General features: G+C 37.2%; 26 protein-coding genes and 1 pseudogene. 4 read left to right on the forward strand and 23 right to left on the reverse strand.

Annotated elements, in window-relative coordinates; all coding sequences use genetic code 11:
- Window positions 1–20 precede the first annotated feature (20 nt).
- Window positions 21–374 carry a helix-turn-helix domain-containing protein gene (locus QFZ81_RS18980; RefSeq protein ID WP_307604061.1) on the forward strand — a complete coding sequence of 118 codons (354 nt, stop codon included), beginning with the start codon at window positions 21–23 and terminating at the stop codon, window positions 372–374.
- A 308-nt stretch (window positions 375–682) separates the two neighbouring features.
- On the opposite strand, the gene QFZ81_RS18985 is transcribed toward QFZ81_RS18980, so the two are convergent.
- The 14 genes and pseudogenes from QFZ81_RS18985 to QFZ81_RS19045 all read right to left on the reverse strand — a co-directional run bounded on the left by QFZ81_RS18985 (window position 683) and on the right by QFZ81_RS19045 (window position 11,037).
- The gene (locus tag QFZ81_RS18985; protein WP_307604063.1) at window positions 683–1,030 is read right to left on the reverse strand and encodes a YolD-like family protein; all 348 of its coding nucleotides are present in this window, start codon (window positions 1,028–1,030) and stop codon (window positions 683–685) included.
- A pseudogene (locus QFZ81_RS18990) lies at window positions 1,027–1,146 on the reverse strand (hypothetical protein); the annotation flags it as partial. The pseudogene QFZ81_RS18990 and the gene QFZ81_RS18985, both read right to left, overlap by 4 nt.
- Before the next feature lie 128 nt (window positions 1,147–1,274).
- On the reverse strand, window positions 1,275–1,667 hold the full coding sequence (locus QFZ81_RS18995) for a DUF2569 family protein (protein ID WP_307604065.1): 393 nt from the start codon (window positions 1,665–1,667) through the stop codon (window positions 1,275–1,277).
- Window positions 1,668–1,905: 238 nt separating this feature from the next.
- The gene (locus QFZ81_RS19000) at window positions 1,906–2,109 is read right to left on the reverse strand and encodes a hypothetical protein (RefSeq protein ID WP_307604067.1); all 204 of its coding nucleotides are present in this window, start codon (window positions 2,107–2,109) and stop codon (window positions 1,906–1,908) included.
- A gap of 155 nt (window positions 2,110–2,264) precedes the next feature.
- Window positions 2,265–2,342: a stage II sporulation protein P gene (locus tag QFZ81_RS37425; RefSeq protein WP_373460414.1), complete on the reverse strand. Its 78-nt coding sequence runs from the start codon at window positions 2,340–2,342 to the stop codon at window positions 2,265–2,267.
- A 183-nt stretch (window positions 2,343–2,525) separates the two neighbouring features.
- Window positions 2,526–3,431: a sigma-E factor regulatory protein RseB domain-containing protein gene (locus QFZ81_RS19005; protein ID WP_307604069.1), complete on the reverse strand. Its 906-nt coding sequence runs from the start codon at window positions 3,429–3,431 to the stop codon at window positions 2,526–2,528.
- Entirely contained in the window at window positions 3,418–3,933 is a 516-nt protein-coding gene (locus QFZ81_RS19010) for an RNA polymerase sigma factor (RefSeq protein WP_307606961.1), read from the reverse strand. Before QFZ81_RS19010 ends, QFZ81_RS19005 begins: the two co-directional genes overlap by 14 nt.
- Before the next feature lie 284 nt (window positions 3,934–4,217).
- On the reverse strand, window positions 4,218–4,799 hold the full coding sequence (locus QFZ81_RS19015) for a VanZ family protein (RefSeq protein WP_307560336.1): 582 nt from the start codon (window positions 4,797–4,799) through the stop codon (window positions 4,218–4,220).
- Between the two features lie 152 nt (window positions 4,800–4,951).
- Window positions 4,952–5,467 (reverse strand): DUF3841 domain-containing protein, encoded by a 516-nt coding sequence (locus QFZ81_RS19020; RefSeq protein ID WP_307604071.1) that lies wholly within the window; start codon window positions 5,465–5,467, stop codon window positions 4,952–4,954.
- A 209-nt stretch (window positions 5,468–5,676) separates the two neighbouring features.
- Window positions 5,677–6,624 (reverse strand): methylenetetrahydrofolate reductase, encoded by a 948-nt coding sequence (locus QFZ81_RS19025; RefSeq protein WP_307604073.1) that lies wholly within the window; start codon window positions 6,622–6,624, stop codon window positions 5,677–5,679.
- Between the two features lie 893 nt (window positions 6,625–7,517).
- Window positions 7,518–8,720 carry an ABC transporter substrate-binding protein gene (locus tag QFZ81_RS19030; RefSeq protein ID WP_307604075.1) on the reverse strand — a complete coding sequence of 401 codons (1,203 nt, stop codon included), beginning with the start codon at window positions 8,718–8,720 and terminating at the stop codon, window positions 7,518–7,520.
- A 650-nt stretch (window positions 8,721–9,370) separates the two neighbouring features.
- Window positions 9,371–9,988, reverse strand: coding sequence for a DUF3221 domain-containing protein (locus tag QFZ81_RS19035; RefSeq protein ID WP_307604077.1), 618 nt, complete (start codon window positions 9,986–9,988; stop codon window positions 9,371–9,373).
- 178 nt (window positions 9,989–10,166) lie between these two features.
- Entirely contained in the window at window positions 10,167–10,520 is a 354-nt protein-coding gene (locus QFZ81_RS19040; RefSeq protein WP_307604079.1) for a DUF3139 domain-containing protein, read from the reverse strand.
- A 100-nt stretch (window positions 10,521–10,620) separates the two neighbouring features.
- Window positions 10,621–11,037 (reverse strand): hypothetical protein, encoded by a 417-nt coding sequence (locus QFZ81_RS19045; RefSeq protein WP_307604081.1) that lies wholly within the window; start codon window positions 11,035–11,037, stop codon window positions 10,621–10,623.
- 268 nt (window positions 11,038–11,305) lie between these two features.
- On the opposite strand from QFZ81_RS19045, the gene QFZ81_RS19050 reads away from it, so the two are divergent.
- Complete coding sequence (locus QFZ81_RS19050; RefSeq protein ID WP_307604083.1) at window positions 11,306–11,809, forward strand: hypothetical protein; 504 nt, start codon at window positions 11,306–11,308, stop codon at window positions 11,807–11,809.
- Window positions 11,810–12,017: 208 nt separating this feature from the next.
- Here QFZ81_RS19050 and QFZ81_RS19055 read toward each other — a convergent pair whose 3' ends face one another.
- The 8 genes from QFZ81_RS19055 to QFZ81_RS19090 form a co-directional block, all read right to left on the reverse strand.
- Window positions 12,018–12,458 carry a GNAT family N-acetyltransferase gene (locus QFZ81_RS19055; RefSeq protein WP_307604085.1) on the reverse strand — a complete coding sequence of 147 codons (441 nt, stop codon included), beginning with the start codon at window positions 12,456–12,458 and terminating at the stop codon, window positions 12,018–12,020.
- A gap of 169 nt (window positions 12,459–12,627) precedes the next feature.
- A complete protein-coding gene (locus tag QFZ81_RS19060; protein ID WP_307604087.1) occupies window positions 12,628–13,515 on the reverse strand; it encodes an alpha/beta fold hydrolase in 888 nt (295 codons plus the stop codon).
- A gap of 357 nt (window positions 13,516–13,872) precedes the next feature.
- Window positions 13,873–14,814, reverse strand: coding sequence for a DUF3221 domain-containing protein (locus tag QFZ81_RS19065; RefSeq protein ID WP_307604089.1), 942 nt, complete (start codon window positions 14,812–14,814; stop codon window positions 13,873–13,875).
- Window positions 14,815–15,363: 549 nt separating this feature from the next.
- Window positions 15,364–16,305 (reverse strand): CehA/McbA family metallohydrolase domain-containing protein, encoded by a 942-nt coding sequence (locus tag QFZ81_RS19070; protein ID WP_307604091.1) that lies wholly within the window; start codon window positions 16,303–16,305, stop codon window positions 15,364–15,366.
- Window positions 16,306–16,594: 289 nt separating this feature from the next.
- The gene (locus tag QFZ81_RS19075; protein WP_307604093.1) at window positions 16,595–17,593 is read right to left on the reverse strand and encodes a sigma-E factor regulatory protein RseB domain-containing protein; all 999 of its coding nucleotides are present in this window, start codon (window positions 17,591–17,593) and stop codon (window positions 16,595–16,597) included.
- Window positions 17,580–18,140, reverse strand: coding sequence for an RNA polymerase sigma factor (locus QFZ81_RS19080; RefSeq protein WP_307604095.1), 561 nt, complete (start codon window positions 18,138–18,140; stop codon window positions 17,580–17,582). The genes QFZ81_RS19075 and QFZ81_RS19080 overlap by 14 nt, the downstream gene beginning before the upstream one ends.
- 976 nt (window positions 18,141–19,116) lie before the next feature.
- Window positions 19,117–19,566 (reverse strand): hypothetical protein, encoded by a 450-nt coding sequence (locus tag QFZ81_RS19085; RefSeq protein WP_307604097.1) that lies wholly within the window; start codon window positions 19,564–19,566, stop codon window positions 19,117–19,119.
- Window positions 19,567–19,738: 172 nt separating this feature from the next.
- The gene (locus tag QFZ81_RS19090; protein ID WP_307604099.1) at window positions 19,739–20,734 is read right to left on the reverse strand and encodes a serine hydrolase domain-containing protein; all 996 of its coding nucleotides are present in this window, start codon (window positions 20,732–20,734) and stop codon (window positions 19,739–19,741) included.
- Between the two features lie 591 nt (window positions 20,735–21,325).
- Between QFZ81_RS19090 and QFZ81_RS19095 the strand changes: the two genes are divergently transcribed.
- A complete protein-coding gene (locus tag QFZ81_RS19095; protein ID WP_307604101.1) occupies window positions 21,326–22,417 on the forward strand; it encodes a hypothetical protein in 1,092 nt (363 codons plus the stop codon).
- Here the strand turns inward: QFZ81_RS19095 and QFZ81_RS19100 are convergent.
- Complete coding sequence (locus QFZ81_RS19100) at window positions 22,383–22,733, reverse strand: hypothetical protein (RefSeq protein ID WP_307604103.1); 351 nt, start codon at window positions 22,731–22,733, stop codon at window positions 22,383–22,385. The two genes, QFZ81_RS19095 and QFZ81_RS19100, sit on opposite strands and share 35 nt — an antisense overlap.
- Window positions 22,734–22,952: 219 nt before the next feature.
- On the opposite strand from QFZ81_RS19100, the gene QFZ81_RS19105 reads away from it, so the two are divergent.
- A complete protein-coding gene (locus QFZ81_RS19105; protein WP_307604104.1) occupies window positions 22,953–24,230 on the forward strand; it encodes an IS110 family RNA-guided transposase in 1,278 nt (425 codons plus the stop codon).
- Window positions 24,231–24,289 lie beyond the last annotated feature (59 nt).

A 24,289-nucleotide genomic window follows, 5' to 3' on the forward strand; every position in this document is an offset into this window, starting at 1 on the left:
TCTTGTAATGAGGTGGTTCGATGTCGTATTTAAAACAATTAGTTGGTAAACAAATAAAAGAGCTCCGTAAAAACAAAGGACTTACCCAAGAAGAACTAAGTGAAAAGGCCCAAATAAAATACACATATTTAGGAGACGTTGAAAGAGGGGTTAGAAATATTTCTCTCGAGTCCCTAGAGAAGATCATGAATGCTTTAGAAATTAGACCCGGGGATTTATTTGATTATCGAGAACTTAGTCTCAACTCCGATGAAATTGAATTAGAAGCTGTTCTTGAGATTCATCATAATTATTTAAAAACTAAAAGTGTTAAAGATGTAAAGATGATACATAAAGTAACACAAGAGATTTTCAACTCTATTGAGAATAAGTGAGTAAATTTTTAGTATCGCATTCTAACACCTTCGTATTCATTTCCCTCACTTCTTGTCACAAAAACAGGCTAAGTCATTGTTAGATAACATGACTTAGCCTTTTGAAACATTCTTACTCCGCATAATAAACCGATAAATATAAAATTAGGTTACAGATTATTACTCAGAGTTTATCGTACGTTCTCCTCGATTTTTAATAGTCCCCCTAAAACATTACATAAATCACTCATTGTAAAAGTACACTTAGGTGGTATTGAATTCTCTCCGTGCGCCTCTACATATCAGTCATCCCATCTTCTGTAAATTCTTTACTTAACTCCGCCTTCAGTACATCTTGAAATCTGATCCAATCCCAATCCTCTACCCGCGCTGAACGGATCAATGGTGTCCAAACGAAATTCTCCTTGCTTGCTGCGTGTCACTACACCCGAAACAGTTCGTAGCTGGTATTTGTCATATATCATGATTTGAACAGTTCTTTTGTAAATTTGGGATTGGCTAAGCGTAGCAGAAATGAAATGAATCTCTTGCTCATCGAGTGCTTGTCTCTGAATGTATTGCTTTTCTTTCTGACCTCTAATTGCGGAATCTTTATGTTGAGGCAGCATCATCCGACTTGATTCCCATAGACCGTTCATTTCTAGTTTTTTGCTCATCTAAAATGCCCCCCAATTTTACCAGCCCTGTCCGTTGCTAGTCCTGCCTTCATGAGACTCGAAGCACGAATGATTGCTGTGTTTCCAAAACGATCCTTTAAACCGTCCACCACACGATCCAGCTCACGCAATTTCGTAACATCTAAGGGATCACCGCTTGAGCGGTTGCCGAGATCCCTTTTTAAGTATAGTTCTCCGTTAGTTGAACGACGGTATCTGATGCCAATGCCTTCTTGAGATACATTCAAAAAGTTGCATTTACACGTTTCGAATATCTAAAATATAAAATCCATATCATTCCCACAATAATTATAAGAGCTGAATCAAGAACATCATATAGTGTTCTATCTGAGAGAAAGAAATCAATTATTTCAAATAATATCGCTACTAATTCAGTTATGATTGTAATCAATGGTCCATTCTTGTTCTTCTTTAATAAATTAAAAAGAGAAATGATAAAAAGAACTTCAAGTAAAATATAAGAACCAATAGCATACACACTTTCAAGGTCCCATTCTAGTACCTCTTTTATCATCTTGAATATGTAATATGGATTGATCGAAACTCCAACAATTGAGTAACTCGCATAGAATAGAAGCCAGCCTCTGATTCCTGCTAGGTTTTTCTGTTTTTGCACGTATGTTGCCACCTTTTTCTTCTGAAAACTAAAATTAGATATTTTTAATTATGTGTTAAATTCAAAATAAATGTAAATGGAAGTTAATGGATCATGTGTTGTTGATTTTTAACCAAAATAAAAACCACCTCAATGGTGGCGAATCAGCTATTTTTATTCAACTAACGTTCTCTGAGGGAGCTGAGAAGTCTATTGAGCTATAGTTTCCGTTAGCGTAACACATAAACATGCTTTCTTGTTACTTTCCTCCACCATGAAACACACCAATTACGGTTTCACCATCAACGTCATACAGCGGAATATCACGCACACCTGGCGATTTACTGTTCTGTATCGAAATGGCTTCCTCTGGTGATTTTGGTAGCTCGCCGTCTATGTCTTTTTTCAGCAAATAGCCTTTTGTGCCATTCACACCTATAGCACTGATTAATTCAGGTTCCATTTCTGGAGAAGTAGCATCTAAGGCAGAACCGTATGTCTGTCCGTTTTATTTTTAGGATAGTTCGTGTTCTTGGCACTAATTCTATTACCCCACCATTGACGAAGATAGCTTCGTTATCAGTAATTCTTTCAACTTTATGTTGGTACAATTTCTGGTCATGTTATTTGTAGTTCAGGCACGAAAGATTCGCGGTTGTGAGTATGGTAAATATAAACTAAAGGTTTATTTTTCAAATCGAAAATAATATTATGCTTGGCTTCCTGAAAAGAAGGTTATCCAAGTGATTAGGGACAAGCCGATAATTAACCCGGAATCAAAAGATTTTTTTTATTGTGTCTCCTTCTTGCTTGATGGACCAATCACCGATCCGCATCACCTTGCCGATTTGCTTCCCAATCATCTCCGCTTTAACGGTTTCACCCGCTTTCGGGTTTCCATCCAGACGGCACATCCGTTGAGAATTTACTCCGATCGATGCCTTTATTAATCTGTATGGAAGTCACCTCCAAGCTATGAACCACTTCATTTTTCTCATTGGTCCCAATTACTTTTAACAATATCCCCGTCTCTGAGTCCACCCATATTTTAAATTGGTTAGCACCAAAATTTTTGGGGAGATCTTCGTTTGGATTGCCCTCGATGATTGTAGCATCCCGTTCCAAATATTTTTCCTGCCTGACAATTTTTCCATCCGTCAGCATAAATGCATAGTTTTCAGGGAAGGTAACCCAAGCTGATGCTGCACTAGCAGGGTCAGGTCGGTGAATGTAACTCGTGGTCCCATTTTCGTTTCTATAAATACGGGGTCCTTTCACTGGCTCTGGAGTTGGGTTCACAAGTTTTCGAAATGTCTTGGACTGATGATTTAAATTAAGGACATTGACTCCATCGGAAATGATCTCAACAACTTGTCCGGTGTTTTCAGTTATCTTGGTGTAACTACCCGGAGAATCGCCTTCGGCGACTTCAAATTCAACCCTTTGATTGCCTATTTTGTATGTACCCTTGATGTCTTTGTAGTTATCGATTGCGTTCAACATTCGGACTTGAATGGTTTCATAATTCGGGATGTTCTCATTATGATTAGTTGAAGTTTGATGATAGGTATCCGGTAATATAATGCCTTTCTGAATAGAGAAAATAATCAATCCTGCGAACAATGCACAACTGCCAAGCCAGTAGAGCCAACGCGCAACCGATCGCTTCGATTCCGTTGAAACTGCCTTATGTTTGATGCTCGTCGCTAAGTCGTCTGTGAAGGTACGCTTTTTAAAAGGTTCGCCCTGCAACATTTTATACCAATCCGGTTTAGACTCTCGCACTTGCGATCTCCTCCTCTTTAAGCATGACTGACAATTTCGCACGTGCCCGGAATAATCGTGATTTGATAGTTCCTTCCGACACGCCCAGCAGTTTGGCGATCTCCATCACGCTGAGTTCGTACTTAGCATCCAAAATCAATACTTCCCGGAATTTAGCCGGCAGATTCAATACCATTTCCCAAATTCCATTTGCGATTTCATGATCTAGAAAGGTATGTTCCGCTGACGGCTGAACATCTTTCCTCCCAATGAAACCAAACAGCGTGACTTTACGGAAAAACGCTGTATTTAGATAGTTGTAACTAATGTTGCGCGTAATTTTCAGCAACCATGTCTTGACGGTCGCTTCGCCCCGGTATGAAGTGATATTACGGTAAACGTTCAGGAATACATCCTGTGTGATGTCATCCGCCATTTCATAGTTTTTGACTAAAAAATATGCATAATTCCACACATCCTGTCCGTACTGTTTCATAAGATCATCCAATGTAAAAATATCCATTTGAGACAAATATTGCAGATACTCATTAACCAAAAATTATCACCTCTATTAAATAGACAAAACAAAGAGCTTCCAGGTTCCAATTTAACACAACATAAATACTGTCCGATAACACCATAACATCGATGAAAAAGAAGAGCCGCCATGGGCTATCAAGACCTACCTAAGTTTAATAAATTCATTAAAAACAAGGTGGTGTTACATATTAGTTATGTCTAATATGTAACACCACCTTGTTGTGTAAAATCTTTAAAGTTCTGCGTTAGTGTAACAATCGGATTTAATTAATATCTTGTTGTATTCGTTGCTTTATTACTATTTTTTGCTGTTTGAAACAACTTAATTAGGAAACTCGAACACGCATATCCAATTGAAAGCCCAATTGTATTAAGTATTATGTCATCCACATCAGAACTTCGGTACGTAAAACCAACAAACAATGAAATAATTGCTTGAGTTAGTTCAATAATAAATGAACTCGTAAATCCTACAAATACAGCTCTCTTCCAATAAATCCCCCCCCATATCAAAGGTATAAACAAGCCTAATGGCATCAACAAAAGAATATTTCCTCCGATATTTTTAAGTGCGACCATGTAATAACGGTTATGGAGTACATCTGTTATAGTTTTAAATGGTATAAAGTTATTAGTTTGATGAAGTCCTTTTATTATTACATGCTCGATAAACCTATTATCGATTGGAATCGGAAATAACGTTACCGCAACGACTGCCAATATGTAAACAAAAAATAACAAGTTTAATGCTAGTTTTCCTTTTAAAATAGCTCTTTTTCGGTTCAAAAACCAAACGGCTAATAAATACATAATCATTAGTAACAAGCCAATTGACGTAAATTTTAACATTATTTATAGCTCCTTTTGTTCACAAACGTACGCACATATTTTAACATATATTGCTTAGCATTACTGCCCGTACTTCAACGACAAACGGCAGCCGACCGTATGAACTGGCTGGCTGCCTTTATGTCTTTAGTCAGCTATCGTTCAATTTCTTTTCAACGCCCTATAAATGTCTTGATATGTTTGAGTCTGAATAATGGTACAACTCCCGTTACTGCCTGCAAGTCCTCTGAACCCTTCCAATACTCGTACTGACGAAGTTCCTTATAATTAAAGATTCTTTCCCAACTTTTTTCTTTACTCATGATTATGTGCCCTGATTCGATTAATAGGTCTTCTTCTTCAGTTATGGTTAAGAATTCATTAGATAATACAAGGTGCCAGGCTTGGAAATCGGAGAACAGGATATCTTCCGTATTCAAATCTGCTTCAAGTAAAACTGCTTTCTTCCCCCTGTTGATGTGCCTCATGTATCTTAAGTCCGGTCTATTTGTCCACAACCAAACCGGGTATTCACCTTTATAATTGGGTAACCTCTTTCTCATTTGATCCATCATCCAATGGTACGGATGAATAAACTCTTCCCAGATAAAATTAGTGTTTCCGACCAAATAACCGGTGGCCACGGCTTCTTCCCAAGCTTTATAAGTCTGAATTGTCCAAAGTTTCATGGTACCTCCCTCAAACTATCTAAAGCTCTAGGGATATCATATCACAATTTTTTTCAAGCCCACTATAATTAGGAGCCAACATTAGCGTAATTTGCCCGACCCATACATGCCGCGCGAGCGCTGTTCAGAAAACGGCAGCCATGAATCAGGCTGCCGTTTCTTCGTGTTTATTCAGCTATCGTTCCCCGTTAGCACAACGTTTGATCCGTTTATCGTGAATTTATTACGGTTCTTTTCAGCTTCTTATCTAACATGGATTTTATATCTCTAACCAGTTGTACTGATGCCTCTATTTCTAATTTCCTTGTTGAGACACTTTCAACACTACATCCAACAGGGATTCCTTTTTCCAGTGCGAAATCTAATATATCTTCAAAAATTGTTTGAGACAATCTTATTGATTTTTCCAGTACATCATTTGAGTATTTTAAGTCATTTTCTAACCATGTTGGTATACTAATCCCTAACCATTTCATGAATTCCAAAGTTTTTTCAGAGCCACAGGGTGCTAGATTGAATAAAATGGGTACCATCTCTAATCCGTTATTTGTACAGTAATAAAAGTAATCCGATAAGAAATTTTTCGATGCCTCTACATTATATGTTGCCTGTGAAACGAAAAAGGCACATCCGTTTTCGATCTTGTTTCTAACTCGTATGTGCTCATCACTCTTTTTCATATGTCTTTCAGGTATGATAACTCCCCCAAAAGTTAATTTGCTGTTTAATCTCTTGCTTAATTTAGAAGCCTCTGAAAGATCTAAGTTAACCGCCTGCTTACTTGAAGAAGCACCTACGTATACTGAATATCTTTCTCGTTCTACATCAGCCTTTACCCAATTCACGAACTTTTCTTCACTATATTTACCCACGCAACGATATATAATTTTAGGAACTTTCAATTGGTTTAAATATTCATCACTATATGTTGCAGGGTCAATAGTTGGCAAATACGGAAATGGTCTTTGTTGTTCAACTCGTTCAGCTTCTTCCTGAACATCATATAGAATTAATGCATCTATTTCGAGACCATTTATTCTTTCAACTTGCTTCTGTGAAATCTCTGCTATCTTTTCTGGGGTATTAGCTACCTTAGGCGGCGTTATACCATATGTTAAAATCCCAGCCTCTTTACTTAATATTTTTTCTAATAACATATACTCTTCAACCTCCAGAACAGTCAGTACTACACCTAACCTATTAGGCAGTTATGACAGCAACCACCTGCGACATCCAGTCGGCATGAGCTAATAACTCCTTTACTTGTTTAGCGTATAGTAATTATAGCATTGCCGATCGGCTAACAGGTAACTTCTAATTCCTATATCCTGCTATAGCCTGTAGCTATAACTAAGGCTGGAGTCAGTTGCATACAATAAGCCGATCTATTGCGTGATCGCCCGCTTGGATGTTTCGATAAGGGCCGTTCCGAGCTTGAATGAGGTTGTGGAGAACGGTCCAACCTATATAGATCATGCAATTGATTTCACGTTTCAATAAAGGTCATTAGACGACATCGATTATGCTAATCTGACAATCGTATTATGAGGTCACCAGATATTTTTGGTCGACCTCATTTTTTTGAGGCTGTAAGATAGCGGTAGCCGGGGATCGAACGTATCTGCCGTGGGACTTGGATCCCGAGAGCTATTCAGTTCATCCCCCCTACTTGTTCAACCATGGTTAGGCTGGTTGGGACATGGATCCCGTATTACATGCGATAGTGTGGAAGACAAGAAGGTTAGGGGTTGCCGGTGAAAATACTCAGGGAGTGATGTCATGAATCCAGTCATTGGTTTGGATGTATCCAAGGGAGAAAGCCATGCACAAGCATTTTTAGATCGTGGAGTACCTCATGGAGTATTTGGGGTTAATTAATTAGTACTATTTTCTTCTAGTACCTGCTTATATGTATCACAAAACTACTGGCAGTATCAACCACGCTCTACTGCCCGTTACTTGAGAAAAGGCAACCAATCCACCTGGACAGGCTGCCTTTTCATGTTGTTATTAACCTATAGTTCTGCGTTAGTTTAATGACCGTGATTCTTTAGGCATGTAATTTATCTTTTAATTTTACAACAGCATTATTTATGATTAATTCAAGTTCTTGAAGTGTGGTACTTACATCTCTATTCTCCAATATCATTTTTCTAAACGCATCCTTTACAAAGCCAATCACCTCATATTCGAAGATACTTTTATCGATAACAGGTTTAGCACTTTTATTTATAAACAATGCTTTAATATTTTTGTCTTTAAAATGAGGTAGTTCAGAAGCATACGCTTCATTAATAACACTATTTTTTAATGAGGAAACATTGCCATGTTTGGAGTTATACAACTGGTGCTCCTGCGAAACCAAATAAGATATGATTTCAAACGCTTTTTGTTTATTTTTGCTAAAAGGGCTTATTATTAAAAAGTTACTATTGGGTGCTGTTGGTTTGATCATTGGAAATTGCTTGAATGTCGGATATGTCACGATATCCCAATCTATCTCGGGTTCAGTCAAGCAATTCGCACATATCACTGCCATTGCAACATTCTTATCTCTAATAAAACCGCCATTGAACCTAAATAATTGTTTAGGATCGGGAAGGTTCCCTTGAATCGTATAAATGTCCTTCATGGTTTCCGCAACCAATTTCCAATGTTCATTATTTACTATCGCGTAATCCGTTACAGGATCAAGATAAGTCAATGATAATTGATAAAGTAGCAGAGCAAAGTCAGCTATATCCAACCCCCTGTAAAAAATACCGTCAATTTCTCCAGTTACTTTTTTGGCTATTTCAATGGTTTCTTCCCAATTCATTCCGTCTTGCGGGTAAGAAACTCCGAATTTATCAAAAATTTGCTTATTATAAAATAGAGGATGTTCAGTTCGGTCATATGGTAATGCATAAACATGTCCTCTCTTTCCGAAACAAAGAATTTGCTCCAAACTTCCTGGATCAAATTGACTTAAATCACATTGATTCTGACTATTCAAATCATTTAAATCGTATTGGAAGTTATTCTGAATAAAATTCGGTATCACAAATGTTGGACTAGACATCAGCAAGATATCTGGTGAAGTATCGGTTGAACGCCACCTCTCAATGTTGTTGTTGAAAAATGGTTCTTCATTCTTATAGATTAATTTTACCCATGGAAATTTTTTGTGAACAGGTTGTGCGATTCTTTCTTCAAAATAATGTTCTGGATAAGAAGTATTAAATGAGATTGTTAATCGACTTGAAGTTTCCATAGAAAATCTCCCTTCTTAATTCAGTTGAATGACTCATTAAATTCCTCCATCTATTCAGATTGTTGAAACTTAAAATAGGTGCAAGAAAATTTTATCGTACATTTGTTCTTGTGAAAATGGGTGTATTCAATCATAATTGAACATACTTTATTAAACTATACTGCCCGTTAGCTTAATGACCCGACCAGTCTAATACTTATTTCCTAGTCTACGACCAAGCTCCTGTAATGAAGCTGTGGCGAGTATGATGGGCATAAAAAAGCACCATCAAATAATGATGCTTGATGGTGTTGCACCGCGACTATGTAAATGGAACTTCTCTTTTATATGAACCCTGATTTCAAGTTCCACGAGTGACCCACACCTTATATATAAATTTGCCTTCAGACCAAACTTTGTCAGCATGAGCATGGAATCGGTCTATGTTAGCTAAGTAAAAAGCCAACACATATGCGACTTTCTCGTCAGGAGTTGTATATCCATCAAACGCACCCATATTTATGTCATTGCTTATAGAATGCCCCCCATTCTTCTGCCTCCCAAAGAGTATCAAAAATCATGGTGTCTTGTTTACAGTTTGATTCATGCCAAATGGTACTCAAATTAAACCTCCTTCAAAACCTGAACCTCTCATGAAATCCATGTTTTATTTACTTATTTGATTGTATTTCAATTTTTACCACTGAAGCTTGACCAGGGTAACTTAGAAAGGTAATACCCACTGACCATGCCTTAACCTGTTGACCAATGGATAAGTCGCTAAATACCTGTAACTGTTTACTATCCTTTACCACTATTTTTCCATCTTCAGTTAAAGTGACCCAAGTCGCATCTGGATTATCACTATTCCCTACCTTCTTTTCGTGATTTTCAATAAGAACTTTTTTATTGACCTTATCAGTTTTGATGATTTCGCCTATAATATTGGCTTCATGTCTACAACATTGAATAACTTCAAGTTTCAAGGGAAACTCCTGACCAACAAATTTAAACAGTGATTTTTTAATTGAATTTATTTCTTCCCCAGACAGATTCTTTTCAAATTCACCAAACTTTCTAAACTCTACTTCAAGATGTTCTTGCGTTGTACCAACAGACATTATCCTAATGGAATATGTTCGCCCTAATTCATCCCAGTAATTTCTTAACTTTTCCTGAATTACTCGCAATTCTTCACTTGTAAATTCTTTTTGTTTTGTGGCTACACTTTCAGAATTACAAGCTAAGAGGAAAACAAAACAACACAAAATGACCAACAATCGTTTCAAGATTATCCCCCTTATGTGCTAACATTCATTGCTTTATCCTGCCCGCTACTTCAATAAAATCGTGCATTGATTGTAGGCTCTTGTTTCCTTAAAAATGTTGATAAAGATGTGAAAGAATTAACCAAATTATATTGGAGGTGGTTATATAATTAACAGTGTACGAAAACAGAATGGATTATTACTCAATAGGAACTAAATGCTTCAAATCAGACTTGGCTTTTTGTTGTTCTACATCCGTAATTCTATAACTAAATTGCAATATGTGATTAGGTCTATGTGCAAAATACACATATTCAACAAATGGTTCATCTTTAAATACAACTACAGCATAAAAAGGTGGTAGTTTTATTCCCCACACTCCCTTAACAGACTTTATTTCCTCCGTTCTATACCCTTTTTCTTCTATAAGGTAGTTTGTTACTCTGTAATCATAAAGCATTTTATTTATTGCTACATATAAAAAGGGAGTAGCAATAAGTCCTAGTGAAAAAACCCAAACGCTTATGATAATGATTTTTTTCACTTTACTCATACCTTAACCCCCTAGTAGCTACAATTGATACAATATTCCATTTAATTGATATAGGATGGTATATTACCCCAGCCATTACCCCAATAAAATCGTTCTTTCATTATTCTCTCCAAATGAGTACAGTCTTGCCAGACTGCTTTTCAGCTAAAAGGAAATCCGTTTTCCCGTTTTCCATCTCTTCAATCTTCAAAGTATATGGTAACATCAATTTCTTCCAATCTTGTTCAGAAGTTGATGCTATGGAACTTTCAAGATAAGTATCAATAACCTGTTTTAGTCGCTCGTTTGTTAATATATTTCTGTCAATTGCTATCCCTATTTTGAATACCTTTTTTTGGGGGTCGCTTGAAATACCAGACTGAATGATACCTGCCTCTTTGTTGAGTTGTTGCAAATTATTTGCCAAAGCCTTATTAATCTCCGAGAATACTATAGTGTCACTACTACTCTTACATGCTCCACAAAGCATAACCAGACTAAATAATATCAAGAAAGTCAAGCATTTAGAAAAATTCATTCTCAACCTCACTTTCTAAATACACACTTCATTACTTAATAATTTATAGTTTTCTTTTCTCAATTATACCATATAATGGGATTCCATTCTTTATCGCTATCGCTTCAAAAAATGCTCATGGTCTGTCTGCGGAAGCGCTATGGGCATATTCGCAAAAAATAACATCTAAATGATGTAAACCACCCTACACCCTTTTACCATCGATGATGATGATGCTTTTGTTCATGTTTTTCCCCTCTGTTGGAAAGTATAACTTTGAGGTGATTACATGAGAAAAACCTTTATCATATTCATACTGTCATTGATTATGGCTACAACGGCAAGTAATGTAATTGTCTATGCTGAACCACAAGAAAAAAAGGAAACGAATTATCTACCTGATGTAGACTTAGGTTTCGATGTGAAAGACCCTAATTTTAAACAAAAGGTTATTGAGGATGTTATAGCTAGTTTTTCCAAGGACTTAGCACCTCTAGTAAACAAACATAATGTTGCTGAATATACGTTAAATGATTTACACAAAGCAACTATAGCTATCGGCAAGAGGGATACTCATTTGGAATCATTAATATCCTTATTTATAGGCACAAGTTATGGGGAAAGAAGATTGTATATTATAAGTGGGCAACCTACTACCTTCAAATATAAAAACAGCTTCATTGGATATTTTTTGTACAAAGAAGTTGATGGGACTAATGTACTTAAAATAATAAGGCGTGGAGAAAAAGTATGGGAAGTGGATGAGGTAAAGAAAATGAAAGCTGAAAAATGACGATTTATTCTATGGATTAGAAGCCCACGCTCCCCTCAATCATCGCTCCACAAGCCATCCTAGAAGCTCTTATGAACATAATAAAAGCATCATCTTGTGTGATGATGCCTTAATGATGTTTCACCGCGACATGCTATGTATATGGAACTTCTCTTTTATTAAACTAACGTTTTCCGTTAGTTTAATCATCAGAGTTTGGCACCGATTGTTAACGGTACATTTGAACAAACCACATTTTAAAACCATGCTTCTCATAAAAACCAATTATTTTTTGCCACTGTTTACTAGCAGAATAAATGACAGAACGAGTTATGCCGTTTAGTTCCGCTGTTTGGAGAAGCTCATCGACCATCATATGTCCAATATTTTCATTTCGATATTCTGGATGAACGTACACCTCATCAACCTCAAGGTAACTCTCGCCTTTCTCTATAACAGCCAACCCATCACTATCATGAATGCTGCCAGTTATATAACCTACAACTTCAGAATTGATTTCTGCGACCCAGAAGTATTCTCCGATACAGTTCCTTAACAATTCTTCGGTATTTGCTCCTAACCCGTAGGTTATAGCCTCTGCTACCCATAATTCAGATAGTTGAGCCACTTTTGAAAGGTCGTTTTCAGTTGCCATTCTTACAGTAACCATTATATCCACCGCCAATATTATTTTTTCGCTATCTCACGTTTTACTTTAAGTTACAAGCCATTTTACCGCTTCTAAAAAGTCTGCTGCAATAAAGTCAGGCTCCACATCCCGCCATGCCGATCACTGTACGGCTGCCTCGTATGTTGATGAGCTATCGTTACCCGTTAGCTTAACGAAGCTGAGTGTTCTTAACGAAAGCCTTAATTGCTTCTGCAAAGGATTCTGGTTCCTCATGACGAGGCATATGAGCTGAGTTGTCAAATATAATTACAGTCCTATTTTGTACCTTATTCAAAAATTCTTCTGTTTGAAATTCACTACAAATCGGATCATACTTGCCTTTAATCAACAAAACTGGACAAGTGATGTTTGTAAGTTTATCAAGGATTGGATGTTTGAGAATCTGATCGTTAATTTTATTCTGAAACATCATCTGTTTTTGCCAATCGTAGTGCTGTATTCCCGACTGTTCCACAATATCATTGAAAAAATTGGGGTTTAGAGAACGAATGTAAACTCGATCACGCTTCTCGGAAATTTCACTAAAAATACTAAATAGTTCCTGTTCAGAGTAGGTGTATGCGTCCCTACATCGATCAGCAAGTTTGTCATGACCGTCTTCTCTATATAACTTCTCAGCCTTCTTGACCACTGACCGTAATGATTCGAGCATATCGAATGTTGGGCATTCCAAAACCACCTGTTCAATCACTTCAGGGAATTGGTAAGCATATTCAATAGCCAAAAAACCTCCAAAGGAATGCCCGATAAGCCCCCACCGATTAATTTTAAAATGATCTCTTATTGACTCGAAATCATCTATTAGATTTTGTATAGAAAAGTCCTCGTTATCTTCAATAGCATCAGATCGCAGACAACCTCTTTGATCAATGGAGATTAAATGGATAAAAGGGGATAGCCGTTGAGCCTGAGTAAGATTGAAGTCATACGAACCAACACCAGGTCCTCCATGTAGGTACAAGAATGTTGGAAGATTATTATCACCGTACTCCTCATAATAAATCTTCTTATTTTGTAACGAAACATACCCGTTCATCTTGTTCACTCTCCTTTAAGAATAATTTACTAATTTCTGTTTACACAAATCATCTTACAATATATTCCAATGCCCTGTCATTAAACTGAACAAATAAAACCAGATACCAAAGCTACCCTTATTACGCAAGAAACGAATACCTCAAATTAATTACTATTTCTTCTCGTAACCCAAAACCATCCCCCACACATTATTAATGGACAGTTGTTCAAATAAATTACTGTCTAATAGCACATGCCACCACCACGCTAAACTGCCCGTTAGCACAGCAGGCCACCGAGATTATAATCGGCAGCCTGCTTGATCTTTGTTATGGAACTATCGTTCTCCGTTAGCTTAATGAGATAACGCAAATTCTTATTTATCATCTAACTTAAAGTAAAAGTCTTCTAGCATTATCGTATCTTTAAAATGTAAATACCACGTGTCTTCCTTCGCATTATAATTAACAGATTTCACTGCAATAATCTTGTGCATGTCCGTCTTTAATTTTTCATCTTGAAGTGCCCTTTGTAGCATATATTCCTCTGTACGATCGGCTCCTTTAGGACGAACCGTAGATTGTTCTATCACTTTGTGGGCAATTTCCCTACCTGGGTAAGGCGCAGTGTAATTTCCACGCTCAGCCCATACTTTAACTTTATCGCCAATGACTAGTGTATCTGAAACATTTGAGAACCAGATTGCATTGTAAAACTCTTGACCCTTGCCGTGACTGTAATCTTTAGCTTCACTACTTACGACAAGTATTTCTCCCACTTTCTTATCAACAATATAACCTTCAATTTCAGGTTCACCCAACCGATCCATTGCATAGAGGACACTTTCACCAACAGGATCGGTTACAACATTATCATAAGGCTCTAAGTCTGGTGCATCGCTCCAATATATAACCGCCAAATTCTTTTGAAAAGTGACCTGAGGTTGAGCAGAGAACTTGACTATATCCTTAATTTGATCAAAAGCCTCGAGTCCTATTTTCCGTTCCTCATCTGATTTAAATTCATAAACGTAGAGGTTTTTCTTTGGGTTCACTTCTTCATGGAACATTAATGATGCTGTAAATATTGAAGGCTTTACCCCCGAGAGAATAAACATCTCGTGATTCCCCTCTCCTTTTGATGAAAGAAGCGTACCTTCTTCTTGCATTACTTGTTTAAAGTCGTCCAATCTCAAAAGATTAACTGGTTTTTCACTTACCTTTTCAGCTAGTTGTTCATTAACTACCGCTTTCTCACCACAACCAGCAGTTAAAAATACAAAAACTATCGGTAAAATCCATTTTATTAGTTTATTCATATTGTTTCCCCTCTAAGTTGTCAATAGATTATAGAGTAATTAGAATTACAAAAAAAAGTATTCCAAATTTTACTTTCATGCAATCATGCCCTCTTCTTAGATGCAATTCATCACTTATTCGATTGGAAAATAGAAAATCCTTTGTTTATCCGTGTGGGAATTTATTGTAAGTATCCTGCCCGTTACTTCAACAGGCTACCGATGATGTCGGTAGCCTGTTGTTGTTTTGTTTTCCGTTAGAATAATGATTATTTTTTATTCAATAATCTTTCCAATGAAATAAGAACAAGTATTGATGCAATAAAAATAAGAGAAGGTATATAAGGAGATGCATTGTAGAAATAACTTTCGTAGATATAAATTAAGCTTATATAGACTATAAATGAAGTACCATATTTGATAATCATCTTTTTCACATTGAACCACCCTTTTTAAAACCTTTTCTAATCTTAACAAATAATTTCTCCCATTAATTTAGGAAATATCAACAAATCCTTCTTCCACTAACCTGACCTTTTGTTGTTCAACTATAGTTACCCGTTAGCGGAATCATTCTTCTGGGACAACCCAAAATGGCTGGGACCATGCAATGCGGTTACCTCTCCCCAAGCACTCGATACGCACATATAATGCTTCACTAAGATCTTTCTTAGGTAAATTGGGATTCTCACCTAATTCCTTTATAGTTAAAGAGGAAGACCCTCCATTTACTTTTTTCAATATAACCCCATTTCGAGAGATCCAATGAATTTCATCGCCATCCGAATCTACTGAAATGCACTGATTGTCATCACTTGTTTTAATATTTGAAATCGATACTCCAGTTGAAGCATAGAAGCGTCCTTCTGAAAGCGCGGCGATAATTCCCTTCGGATCAATGGCTAGTGAATCAACCCACTGCACACAGTTCCAAGCAATAAACTGATCTCTCTGATGGTGCTGGTCATCCGTTCCATGACCAAAAACCTTCCAACCCTTACTCAAAAGATAGTCCCATCGATCAGTTGCTAAAGCCTGTCCGTAGAGTCTTTCGATAACCCCAGTATAAATTTCAATTCCTTTAATTCCTTCCATTGAATCGAGCAATTGATCTGTTGCATAATCTTGAAAGGGCTTCCAGTTCGGATGATCGAAAATGAAAAGCCCTCCACTCTGATGAACTCTATCCATAATTTGCTTGGGTGTCCATGCCCGTACAGGAAGTATTTCGTCAGCTCCAAGATATAGAAGAGTTTGTTTATCTTTAGCTGTGACCTCAATGGCTGGGATTACACACATCTTGGTATAGGGCTGTAGTTCTTCACGTCTGAGTAAAAAATCATGTTCGGAAAGAGCGAAGTAATCGTATCCAGCTTCCTCATAGGAACGAATAATTGTTAATGGTTCGTCTGTGCCATCCGACCTTGTCGAATGTCCATGATGATTGCCGCGAAGCCATGTGAAGCTAGTGCCTGACCCTAAATAGGGCGATATGAATTTATGCTGCTTCAAGGTTAGCCCACCTTTCTAATAATAAGAACTAGCGTTCTTCAATAATACCATAATAATCCATATCAACAATGATATATTAGAGAAAACTGCCCGTTAGCTTAACAAAAACAAGGAGCAGCTGCCGCGACAGAACTGCTCCTTGCTTGTTTAACCATAGTTCTGCGTTACTTAACGACCTGACTTCCATTAATGCTAGGTTCACAGTAATGTATCTAAACACAAATTTGTTACTCTAATACCTTTGTGAATTGATTCAGTTTATAGCTGGCTTATAATCCTTTAATAAATATCATTTTTTTCTTTGCGAAGTGTCAAAGATACTATTATCCAGTTGTGGATTTACCTCGATTGAAGTAACCTCAATACCTTCAACAACATTACCATTACTGTCATAAGTTTGTTTTTTTAGAACCATATTCGTCTCATCATCTACCCACACCTTATATGTAACGGCGTGCATTTTTTGAGCATTATAAGAAGGTAACTTCCCTTCAACAACTTTGACGTTACGACCTAAAAAAGATTCATCGCCTATGATTGACCACAATTTTAAGTCAACCACCATCCATCCAAGATTACGTAAAGGAGCAACTATATCTGATGCACTTCTAGTCCAAGCTGGGTCATTAGGTAAGTAATAAGATGGATTTCCGTCTGTAGAAGATACAAATGTTAGATTTGGTTCCTTTTCTGGATTACGTGGCACAACACGTAGTACATCATCTTCCTTACCATCGTTGAAACGTGTCCAACCATAATTATTATCATTTGTATATTCACTTCTAGTCCCATCAGGTTGAGTGACTACTTCGTATGAAGCTGGATTCTTGCCTTCACGAATTTGAAATTCAACCTTTGAAACAAGAGCATCCATATTTATTTCAGCTATTCCTTTCAATGTTTTAATATTTTGATATGCATATGCCATCTTTTGTATAAAATCAGCTTTTTTTTGTTCCTCTTTTGGAAGTTGCTCTTGATTCTCAAATACTTTGTTTCTTGGTGGATACTTGACTGGTTCATAAGTTGTCGGCGTAGCATAAAACCCTAAAACTTCACTCCAATAAGGTATCAAATCCATTATCTTATCATTTTTTACTACAAATATTCCTACAGCTAAAACTATAACGGATATGCTTCCGACCAGAGGTACAACACGATTAAAAACTCTCCTTTTTTTGTTCATAATTCGGTTTTTAACATCGTCCATCCATTCATTAGACGAATTTTCACTTGAAAGAGGAGGAGGTATTAAATCTTTTTCCCAATGATACTTAAACTTCCTCACAAATCCCACCGTTCCTTTCATTACAAATAGTATTAACTTTTTTTCTGGCTCTGTGAATCCTTACTTTTACTGCCGATTCCGAAATATCTAACAATTCACCAATTTCTTCAATAGACAGTTGATGATGGATGTATAACACCATGACTTCTCGAAGTTTCACAGGTAAAGATAAAACGACTTGCCAAGTATCCTTTATTAAACAATTTTTGAAATATTCTTTTTCAGCAGATTGACTAGTGGTTTTTTCTGTTATGTATTCAACAAGGCAAACTTTACGAAGAAACATTGATTTTCTATAATCGAATGCAACATGACGAGTGATTGACAGTAACCATGTTTTTGGTGAGGAATCTCCACGAAACGTTTCAAGTTTATGGAAGGCTTTCACAAAAACATCTTGTCTTATATCATCAGCAAGATTGCGTTGTCCAGTCAAAGAAAAAGCAAAGTTCCACACATCTTGACCATATGCCAGCATTAAATCATGAAGTATTTGCTTTTTGTCATGTCCTTTAGACAAATATTTTAGGTATGTAAAGTCCAACACATTCACCTCTTGGAGAGTAGACGATTCAATCTTAAAAAGGTTACATTTATTTTTGAGATTTTTTAATGTAAGAACTATAAAAACCATTTCAATTGTAACGTTATCGCTCCAAATTTCACTCATAGTCGAGCGGTGGAAGTGCTATAGGGGTTTCACCATTCAAACAACATCATTTTGATGTAACCCCTCCAACATAACAACATCAGAACTCCTAGACCAGCCTTCTAAGGCTTGTTTGAACGCCACGCAAAACGCTTCCCTGACGCATATCAAAGCCGTTCAGAAGCCTACATAGCCCTTCTCCTACCAGTATTTTCATTGTCAAAAAGTATATTTATTGAAAATGCTGTTTGGAGAAAGAACATCAGCTGTTCAAAATCTTAGATTTGTGGTTTGAAATGTTTCAAATTTAGATCAACATATTTTGAAATATAAAATTAGCCAACAACTCAGTACGGTTGTAGGCTAAATTACGGTGAACCTTATCATAAATGTTACCACGCTCTACTGCCCGTTAGCACAACACTATTTAGGTTTGTTCAACTATCGTTACCCGTTAGCCATACATGCAGCGCAAGATCAGCGCTGCACCATAGAGGATGAAAATGGGTGAAATCTGTCAATACTTCTACTAGGGCTGGGAGAAGAAGGTCTATGAACTATGGTGCCATTAGAGCCCAACCGTTAGTCTGACTCCAACCATCACGGTGCATCACAGACTGTCGCACCCAATATGGGTAGCACTTATGGGAGATTAATCCTTTTTGACTGGTTGCACCAGCCTTACCTTTGTTTTTCGAAGAAAGATGCTAAACTACCACCAAACTCCATAAGCATCAACATCAGAGGCTCAGCCTTTTTTAAAAAAGTGTTTTCCTGGGTTTACTTTAATTTGCTCTTTTTTAAGTTTTCGAGCTTTTTAATTTTCATGGGAGTTTAATCCCCCATCACAAACGAGTTGTCTTCACGAACCCAGCTATTCAATGGATAGAATTACTGCGTTCTCATCTTTATTCATATGAAACCCGTCAATCACAGGAAGTTGAAATCTTTCTATAGTTGTTGCGTTAAATTGTAATACACATATCGCTTTATGCCCTTGTTCAATCTTATCCACGGGTAAATATACAAGAGGGTTTATAATTGTACAAATTCTGCATTCAATTTCTTTGATTGCATTGGGATTATTTCTATACCAATAACGGTTAAATTCTTGACCAATATCAATATCTTGTTCCACAAATGAGACAAAAGCATAAATCAAGTTTTCAGCTTCATAATCCAATTTTAAAAAATCATGGATAACCTTATCCCATTCTTCATTTATTCTATCCTTGAATCTATTGATTTGTTTGAAAACTAAATCTGTTTTATAGGTACTTATAAACTCTGAAGGGAGCATACCCTGAACTGTAATGGTAATCATTTTGACTCCTTTCTATTTATAAATTCTAAAACTTCAATGGAAAAGGCAGCCGATCTAATACCATCTGCCGTCATGTCATGAATGAACTATCGTTCTTCGTTAGTTCAATCTGGTTCAATATTCTAATATGTGTAATTAGGGTTTTCATTAACGATGAGTTGCATGATACTTTTTATAAATTCAACAGATCTCTTATTCTCTCAAACAACACATATGAATTTACCTTCTCGTAATTCCACAACATGATTATATTCACTTTTTTCTCAGGAAATTGCCAAACGTCTGCTTTATATCCCGGAGATCCTCCAGGAATCCACCTGAAATTTTCACCCAAAAACCAACCATAACCATACTTAAATTTAGGGTCAAAATCTACAGATGCATATGGTGTAAACATAATATCTCTAGAATCTCCTGATAGAATTGTTTCGTTTAAAATAGCTTCACACCATATATTGAGATCCCTAACAGTTGAATATAATTCACCTGGTGCTTCAATTTCAACCAATTTATCGTAATCTGCGTTCCTAAATTCTCCGCTTTCAATCGTGTATCCATACGCCCGATTAACAACAATTTGTCGGGGATTATGAAGCCCGGTACTATTCATATTTAGTGGATTAAAAAATATTTCATTCAGTAAGGTTTCAAATGTTTTTCCTGTAACTGCCTCAAGTATATACCCCATTATAATAAAACCTGTACTGTTATATTTCCATCCTACACCTGGGACAAACAGTTGTTCCTGATTACTCAAATAATTAAGAAAATCACCTTTTTCGTTGTTCAACTTGCTCATTTCATATCGAATGTTCGGTATCGCATAAATATCATATAATCCAGAGGTGTGAGATATTAGATGGTGTAATGTGATTTTATGATGCAAATGTTTGAGCGTATCAATATAAATTCCTGGATGTGCATGTAGATTAATTGAAGATTCTTCATGAAGTTTAATAGCAGCGGCAGCTATGAACATTTTTGTGACTGATGCAATAAAAAATTTCATCTCCAGAGTATTTTCAACACCGAACTGCATATTAGCCTTACCATATGCTTTCTCAAATAATACTTTACCATCTTGTGACACAAGTAAAGTGCCACTCAAATGGTTTTCTATTTTATAATTTTCAACTATCTTGTTTATTTCATCCCAAACATTAACCATATAAATACCTCCATTTATAATGATTTTCCAATCGCCTAGAGACTTATGTAGAGTATCATGGTCAAAAGTAATGTACTCCGAACATACTTTATACAGTTCCGAAATCACTGTAGTCTTACCAACTCTAGAAGCCCACTCACCAAGAACAGAGGTTTTTCTTAAATAATTAGCTCCCATAAAAATCACATCAATAATAACATACCATATTATGGTATGTTTTCATCCTCTTTATTGGTAGGGAAAAAATATATACATATAACTATTCTGCCCGTTAGGTGAGCGAAAGGCTGCCGATCGTGCCGGCAGCCTCCCGTTACTGTATATTGAACAAACGTGTCCCGTTAACTTAATCTTTTCCCGCTATTCTAACCTAATCAATGTCAGTAATTTTCTAATTTTCTAAAAAGCAATAAAAACACATAAAACAACATATAAATACAGATTGTTATAGCTCTTTGGGGGATTAGCGGTTGCAGCAAGTGTTTACCCCGATAAGTTATAGATAAGGCAGGATAGTTGGAAAGCCCCAGCGAATTATCTACCAGATGTTTACTTTGTAAAATGGACCAGAAACGAACGGGGCGAATTAAATTGGATATAGAAATAAAGGAACTTGCTAAGACAGATATGCATGCAGCCATGAGAAAGGCAATTGAAAAAAACGAAAAGTTAATTACTGAGTATGGGATAGTTAAACGTTCCACATCTCGAATAGATAAAGATAATGTCTTCTTACTTATGGCACGAACTAATGCCATTCGTCATTTTCTCAATCTTGAAAGCTTAGAACAAACACCAGAAAAGTTGCGTGCTAACGCTCCAATGAGTGAAGAATATTCAAATTTAATGCATAAAATTGGTGCGACTAGCTATCCATTAAAAATAAAACGAGAAGCTGAACAACAATTATACTTCGACTATACACATGCAGATTATAAAGGTGTAAGGCATTTTATTAATGAGGAATCACCTCAAAAACCCGAACCTAAGTTTTGGGAAAAATGGGGAGAGGTAATTTTTGGCTGGGTTATAATAGCTGTCCTATTTAGTTGGGTTCCAGGACAAGTCTGGGATTTTTTTACCGACGAAAGTTCAAATAATCACCGTTCCGTAGTAACAACGGGCAATAATACGTTCGGGCAAGGTGGCGTTTCAGGTGGAAATTCATCTAATAAATCAGTTTCTGATATTCCACAAGTACAGGATGGCTCAAAGCAAGTGGGATTTGGGCATGGAGGAAAAAGCGGTCACGATTCATCTGACTCCACTACTCAAACAAACAAACAAAATGTTGCTAGTAAGAGTACATCTGCAAAAACAGTTACTCCGACACTTACACCGGCTGCAATATATAAACTAGAGGGAACAATGTATTCTTTGGATGGTAATGAGGAGATGTTAAAAATCAATGATGGTGAGTCCGTAGGTATATTGGCAGGTCAAACCGTAGAAATTGAATTTGGACTACCAAAGGATAGCGGAGCCGTTTATAAGTTGAATTCGAAAGAAGTACAGCCAACAACAACACCAATGGGTATTATAAAAACGTGGTTTGAGTTTGTGGCTATTGAAGGCGAGAACGAAGTAACGGTTGATTTAAAAGGCTACAGCTATCACTATAAATTTCAAGCATATTCAACTGAGTGTTTTAGAAACCAATGCGTTGCTTTTGTCGAGACCTAATCTCCCTAATCGTCACAATACCCGATATAAGGTACATAAAAGAAGTAACTCCAAACAATTTAAAAATACTCGGGCTCATCGTCATATATAGGCTAATAGGAAGTGACCAGACAAATGCAATAAACATAAGAGATGGCTTTTTGATAGTGGATGCTAACAACGCTACACAAGCTGGAACAAACAGTGTAAACAATGTGTTTATTATAACGTCATTCTCAGCACGTTCATGAATGTATGGATTTAATAAAACTAATATAATCCATAGTATCATGGTGCCAATTGAAGATACTACTCCAATACGTTGTGCTATTCTCATTACCATCCCTCCTCGTGTTACTTTACCATAGGTATGGTAAAAATAAAGGATTCATTAAACTATCCTGCACGCGGCAGCCTGTTTAAGTTTGTTCAACTATAGTACCCGTTAACATTCCTGTAGGTGTTAGTAGATTGAATTTGCAGAAAAAAGAACGCCTCGCTACGATGAGTATGTACTGGGTTGCAGCCCTCAGAACTCACCTTAGGAGGCGTTATCATGAAGTCTAATCCAATTAAGTCTCAAAATCAACGTGTAGAACGAATCAGCACTACTACTCTGGTCATAGGCATCGACATTGCCAAGGAGAAACACGCAGCACAAGCCATTAATTTTCGAGGTGTTGTCTTCACCAAGCGCCCTATTCTATTTTCGAATGACCTTGCTGGATATGAGCATTTAGAGCAAAGCATTCGGAAATTACAGAAGATGCACGGCATGAATGACATCGTTGTAGGTTTGGAGAGCACAGGTCACTACTGGTTCAATATTGCCAACTGGTTGGTGGATCAAGGAATTGATGTGGCTCTTGTCAATCCGATGACAACCAAACGTAATAAAGAAAACAGAGATAACTCTCCTTCCAAGAACGACCCAAAAGATGCTCTTGTCATCGCTGATGCGGTGAGTCGTGGGTTCTACACGCCCTTCTCTCCAAAGGATGAAGCATTCCGCCGCTTACGGGTTATGGTTACAAACAGAGAGCACTGGGTTGTTACATCAGGACGGATTAAGAATAGAATCCACCGCTGGCTCGATATCCGGTTTCCAGAATACAGACAAGCATTTGATGATATTTTTAGCGATCGTTCCTTGGCCACTTTGCGCCGGTTCCCAGCCCCTTCTGACCTATTGCAGCTAACTCCGGAGCAAATGGTACAGATCTGGGGTGAGTATATGGCCAGACCTGGCGGGGTGCGAGGTAAGAACAAGGCGATGGAACTTCAAGCACTCGCTAGACATAGCGTGGGGGACTCTACTGCCCTAGAAGAAGACAAATGGGAGCTGAGGCACCTCATCGAAGAGTATGAAAGAATCTGCCGAATCATTGATGAAGCGGACGAGATGATTGAAAAGGTACTGCCTGAAATTCCTTGTTCAGATCTCGTTCGATCTGTCGGTGCTTCCGTTCCTGCAACGGCTGCCATATTGGCATTTGGCGGGGATTTACGTAAGCTGTCTCACGGAAATCAATTATTGCGCAAGGCAGGATTGAACTTAGCAGAACGAAGTTCAGGCAAGTATAAGGGGCAAATCAAGCTTACCAAACGAGGCAACTCACTACTGCGCAAGCATCTCTACTTCACTGTGTTTCACCTGTTATCTTTCAATGGAGCGTTCCAAGCCATGCATGCGCACAATACCGTAGTAAAACGAATGACGAAAATGCAGTCCATGATGAAGCTGATTGGGAAACTGGCCCGGATGCTTGTAGCCATGGCAAGAGAAGGACAAACATTCTCCATGGATAAGGCCCAGCTACCGTTAGCAGCATAATAAGTAAATCGTAACCCTGACACGTAGATTGGCTCATTCGCAGGATCTCACAAAGAAAG

The organism is Paenibacillus sp. V4I9 (genome assembly GCF_030817295.1).
Classification (GTDB): domain Bacteria; phylum Bacillota; class Bacilli; order Paenibacillales; family NBRC-103111; genus Paenibacillus_E.

Bases quoted from the DNA above. Each gene is read 5' to 3' on its own strand.
- QFZ81_RS18985 (WP_307604063.1), bottom strand. From the start codon at position 1,030: ATGAGCAAAAAACTAGAAATGAACGGTCTATGGGAATCAAGTCGGATG.
- QFZ81_RS19060 (WP_307604087.1), bottom strand. From the start codon at position 13,515: ATGAACGGGTATGTTTCGTTACAAAATAAGAAGATTTATTATGAGGAG.
- QFZ81_RS19010 (WP_307606961.1), bottom strand. From the start codon at position 3,933: ATGGATATTTTTACATTGGATGATCTTATGAAACAGTACGGACAGGAT.
- QFZ81_RS19100 (WP_307604103.1), bottom strand. From the start codon at position 22,733: ATGAGAATAGCACAACGTATTGGAGTAGTATCTTCAATTGGCACCATG.
- QFZ81_RS19050 (WP_307604083.1), top strand. From the start codon at position 11,306: ATGAGAAAAACCTTTATCATATTCATACTGTCATTGATTATGGCTACA.
- QFZ81_RS19020 (WP_307604071.1), bottom strand. From the start codon at position 5,467: ATGAAACTTTGGACAATTCAGACTTATAAAGCTTGGGAAGAAGCCGTG.
- QFZ81_RS19065 (WP_307604089.1), bottom strand. From the start codon at position 14,814: ATGAATAAACTAATAAAATGGATTTTACCGATAGTTTTTGTATTTTTA.
- QFZ81_RS19090 (WP_307604099.1), bottom strand. From the start codon at position 20,734: ATGGTTAATGTTTGGGATGAAATAAACAAGATAGTTGAAAATTATAAA.
- QFZ81_RS18980 (WP_307604061.1), top strand. From the start codon at position 21: ATGTCGTATTTAAAACAATTAGTTGGTAAACAAATAAAAGAGCTCCGT.
- QFZ81_RS19085 (WP_307604097.1), bottom strand. From the start codon at position 19,566: ATGATTACCATTACAGTTCAGGGTATGCTCCCTTCAGAGTTTATAAGT.
- QFZ81_RS19025 (WP_307604073.1), bottom strand. From the start codon at position 6,624: ATGTTATTAGAAAAAATATTAAGTAAAGAGGCTGGGATTTTAACATAT.
- QFZ81_RS19040 (WP_307604079.1), bottom strand. From the start codon at position 10,520: ATGAGTAAAGTGAAAAAAATCATTATCATAAGCGTTTGGGTTTTTTCA.
- QFZ81_RS19045 (WP_307604081.1), bottom strand. From the start codon at position 11,037: ATGAATTTTTCTAAATGCTTGACTTTCTTGATATTATTTAGTCTGGTT.
- QFZ81_RS19015 (WP_307560336.1), bottom strand. From the start codon at position 4,799: ATGTTAAAATTTACGTCAATTGGCTTGTTACTAATGATTATGTATTTA.
- QFZ81_RS19055 (WP_307604085.1), bottom strand. From the start codon at position 12,458: ATGGTTACTGTAAGAATGGCAACTGAAAACGACCTTTCAAAAGTGGCT.
- QFZ81_RS19030 (WP_307604075.1), bottom strand. From the start codon at position 8,720: ATGGAAACTTCAAGTCGATTAACAATCTCATTTAATACTTCTTATCCA.
- QFZ81_RS19105 (WP_307604104.1), top strand. From the start codon at position 22,953: ATGAAGTCTAATCCAATTAAGTCTCAAAATCAACGTGTAGAACGAATC.
- QFZ81_RS19000 (WP_307604067.1), bottom strand. From the start codon at position 2,109: ATGGAACCTGAATTAATCAGTGCTATAGGTGTGAATGGCACAAAAGGC.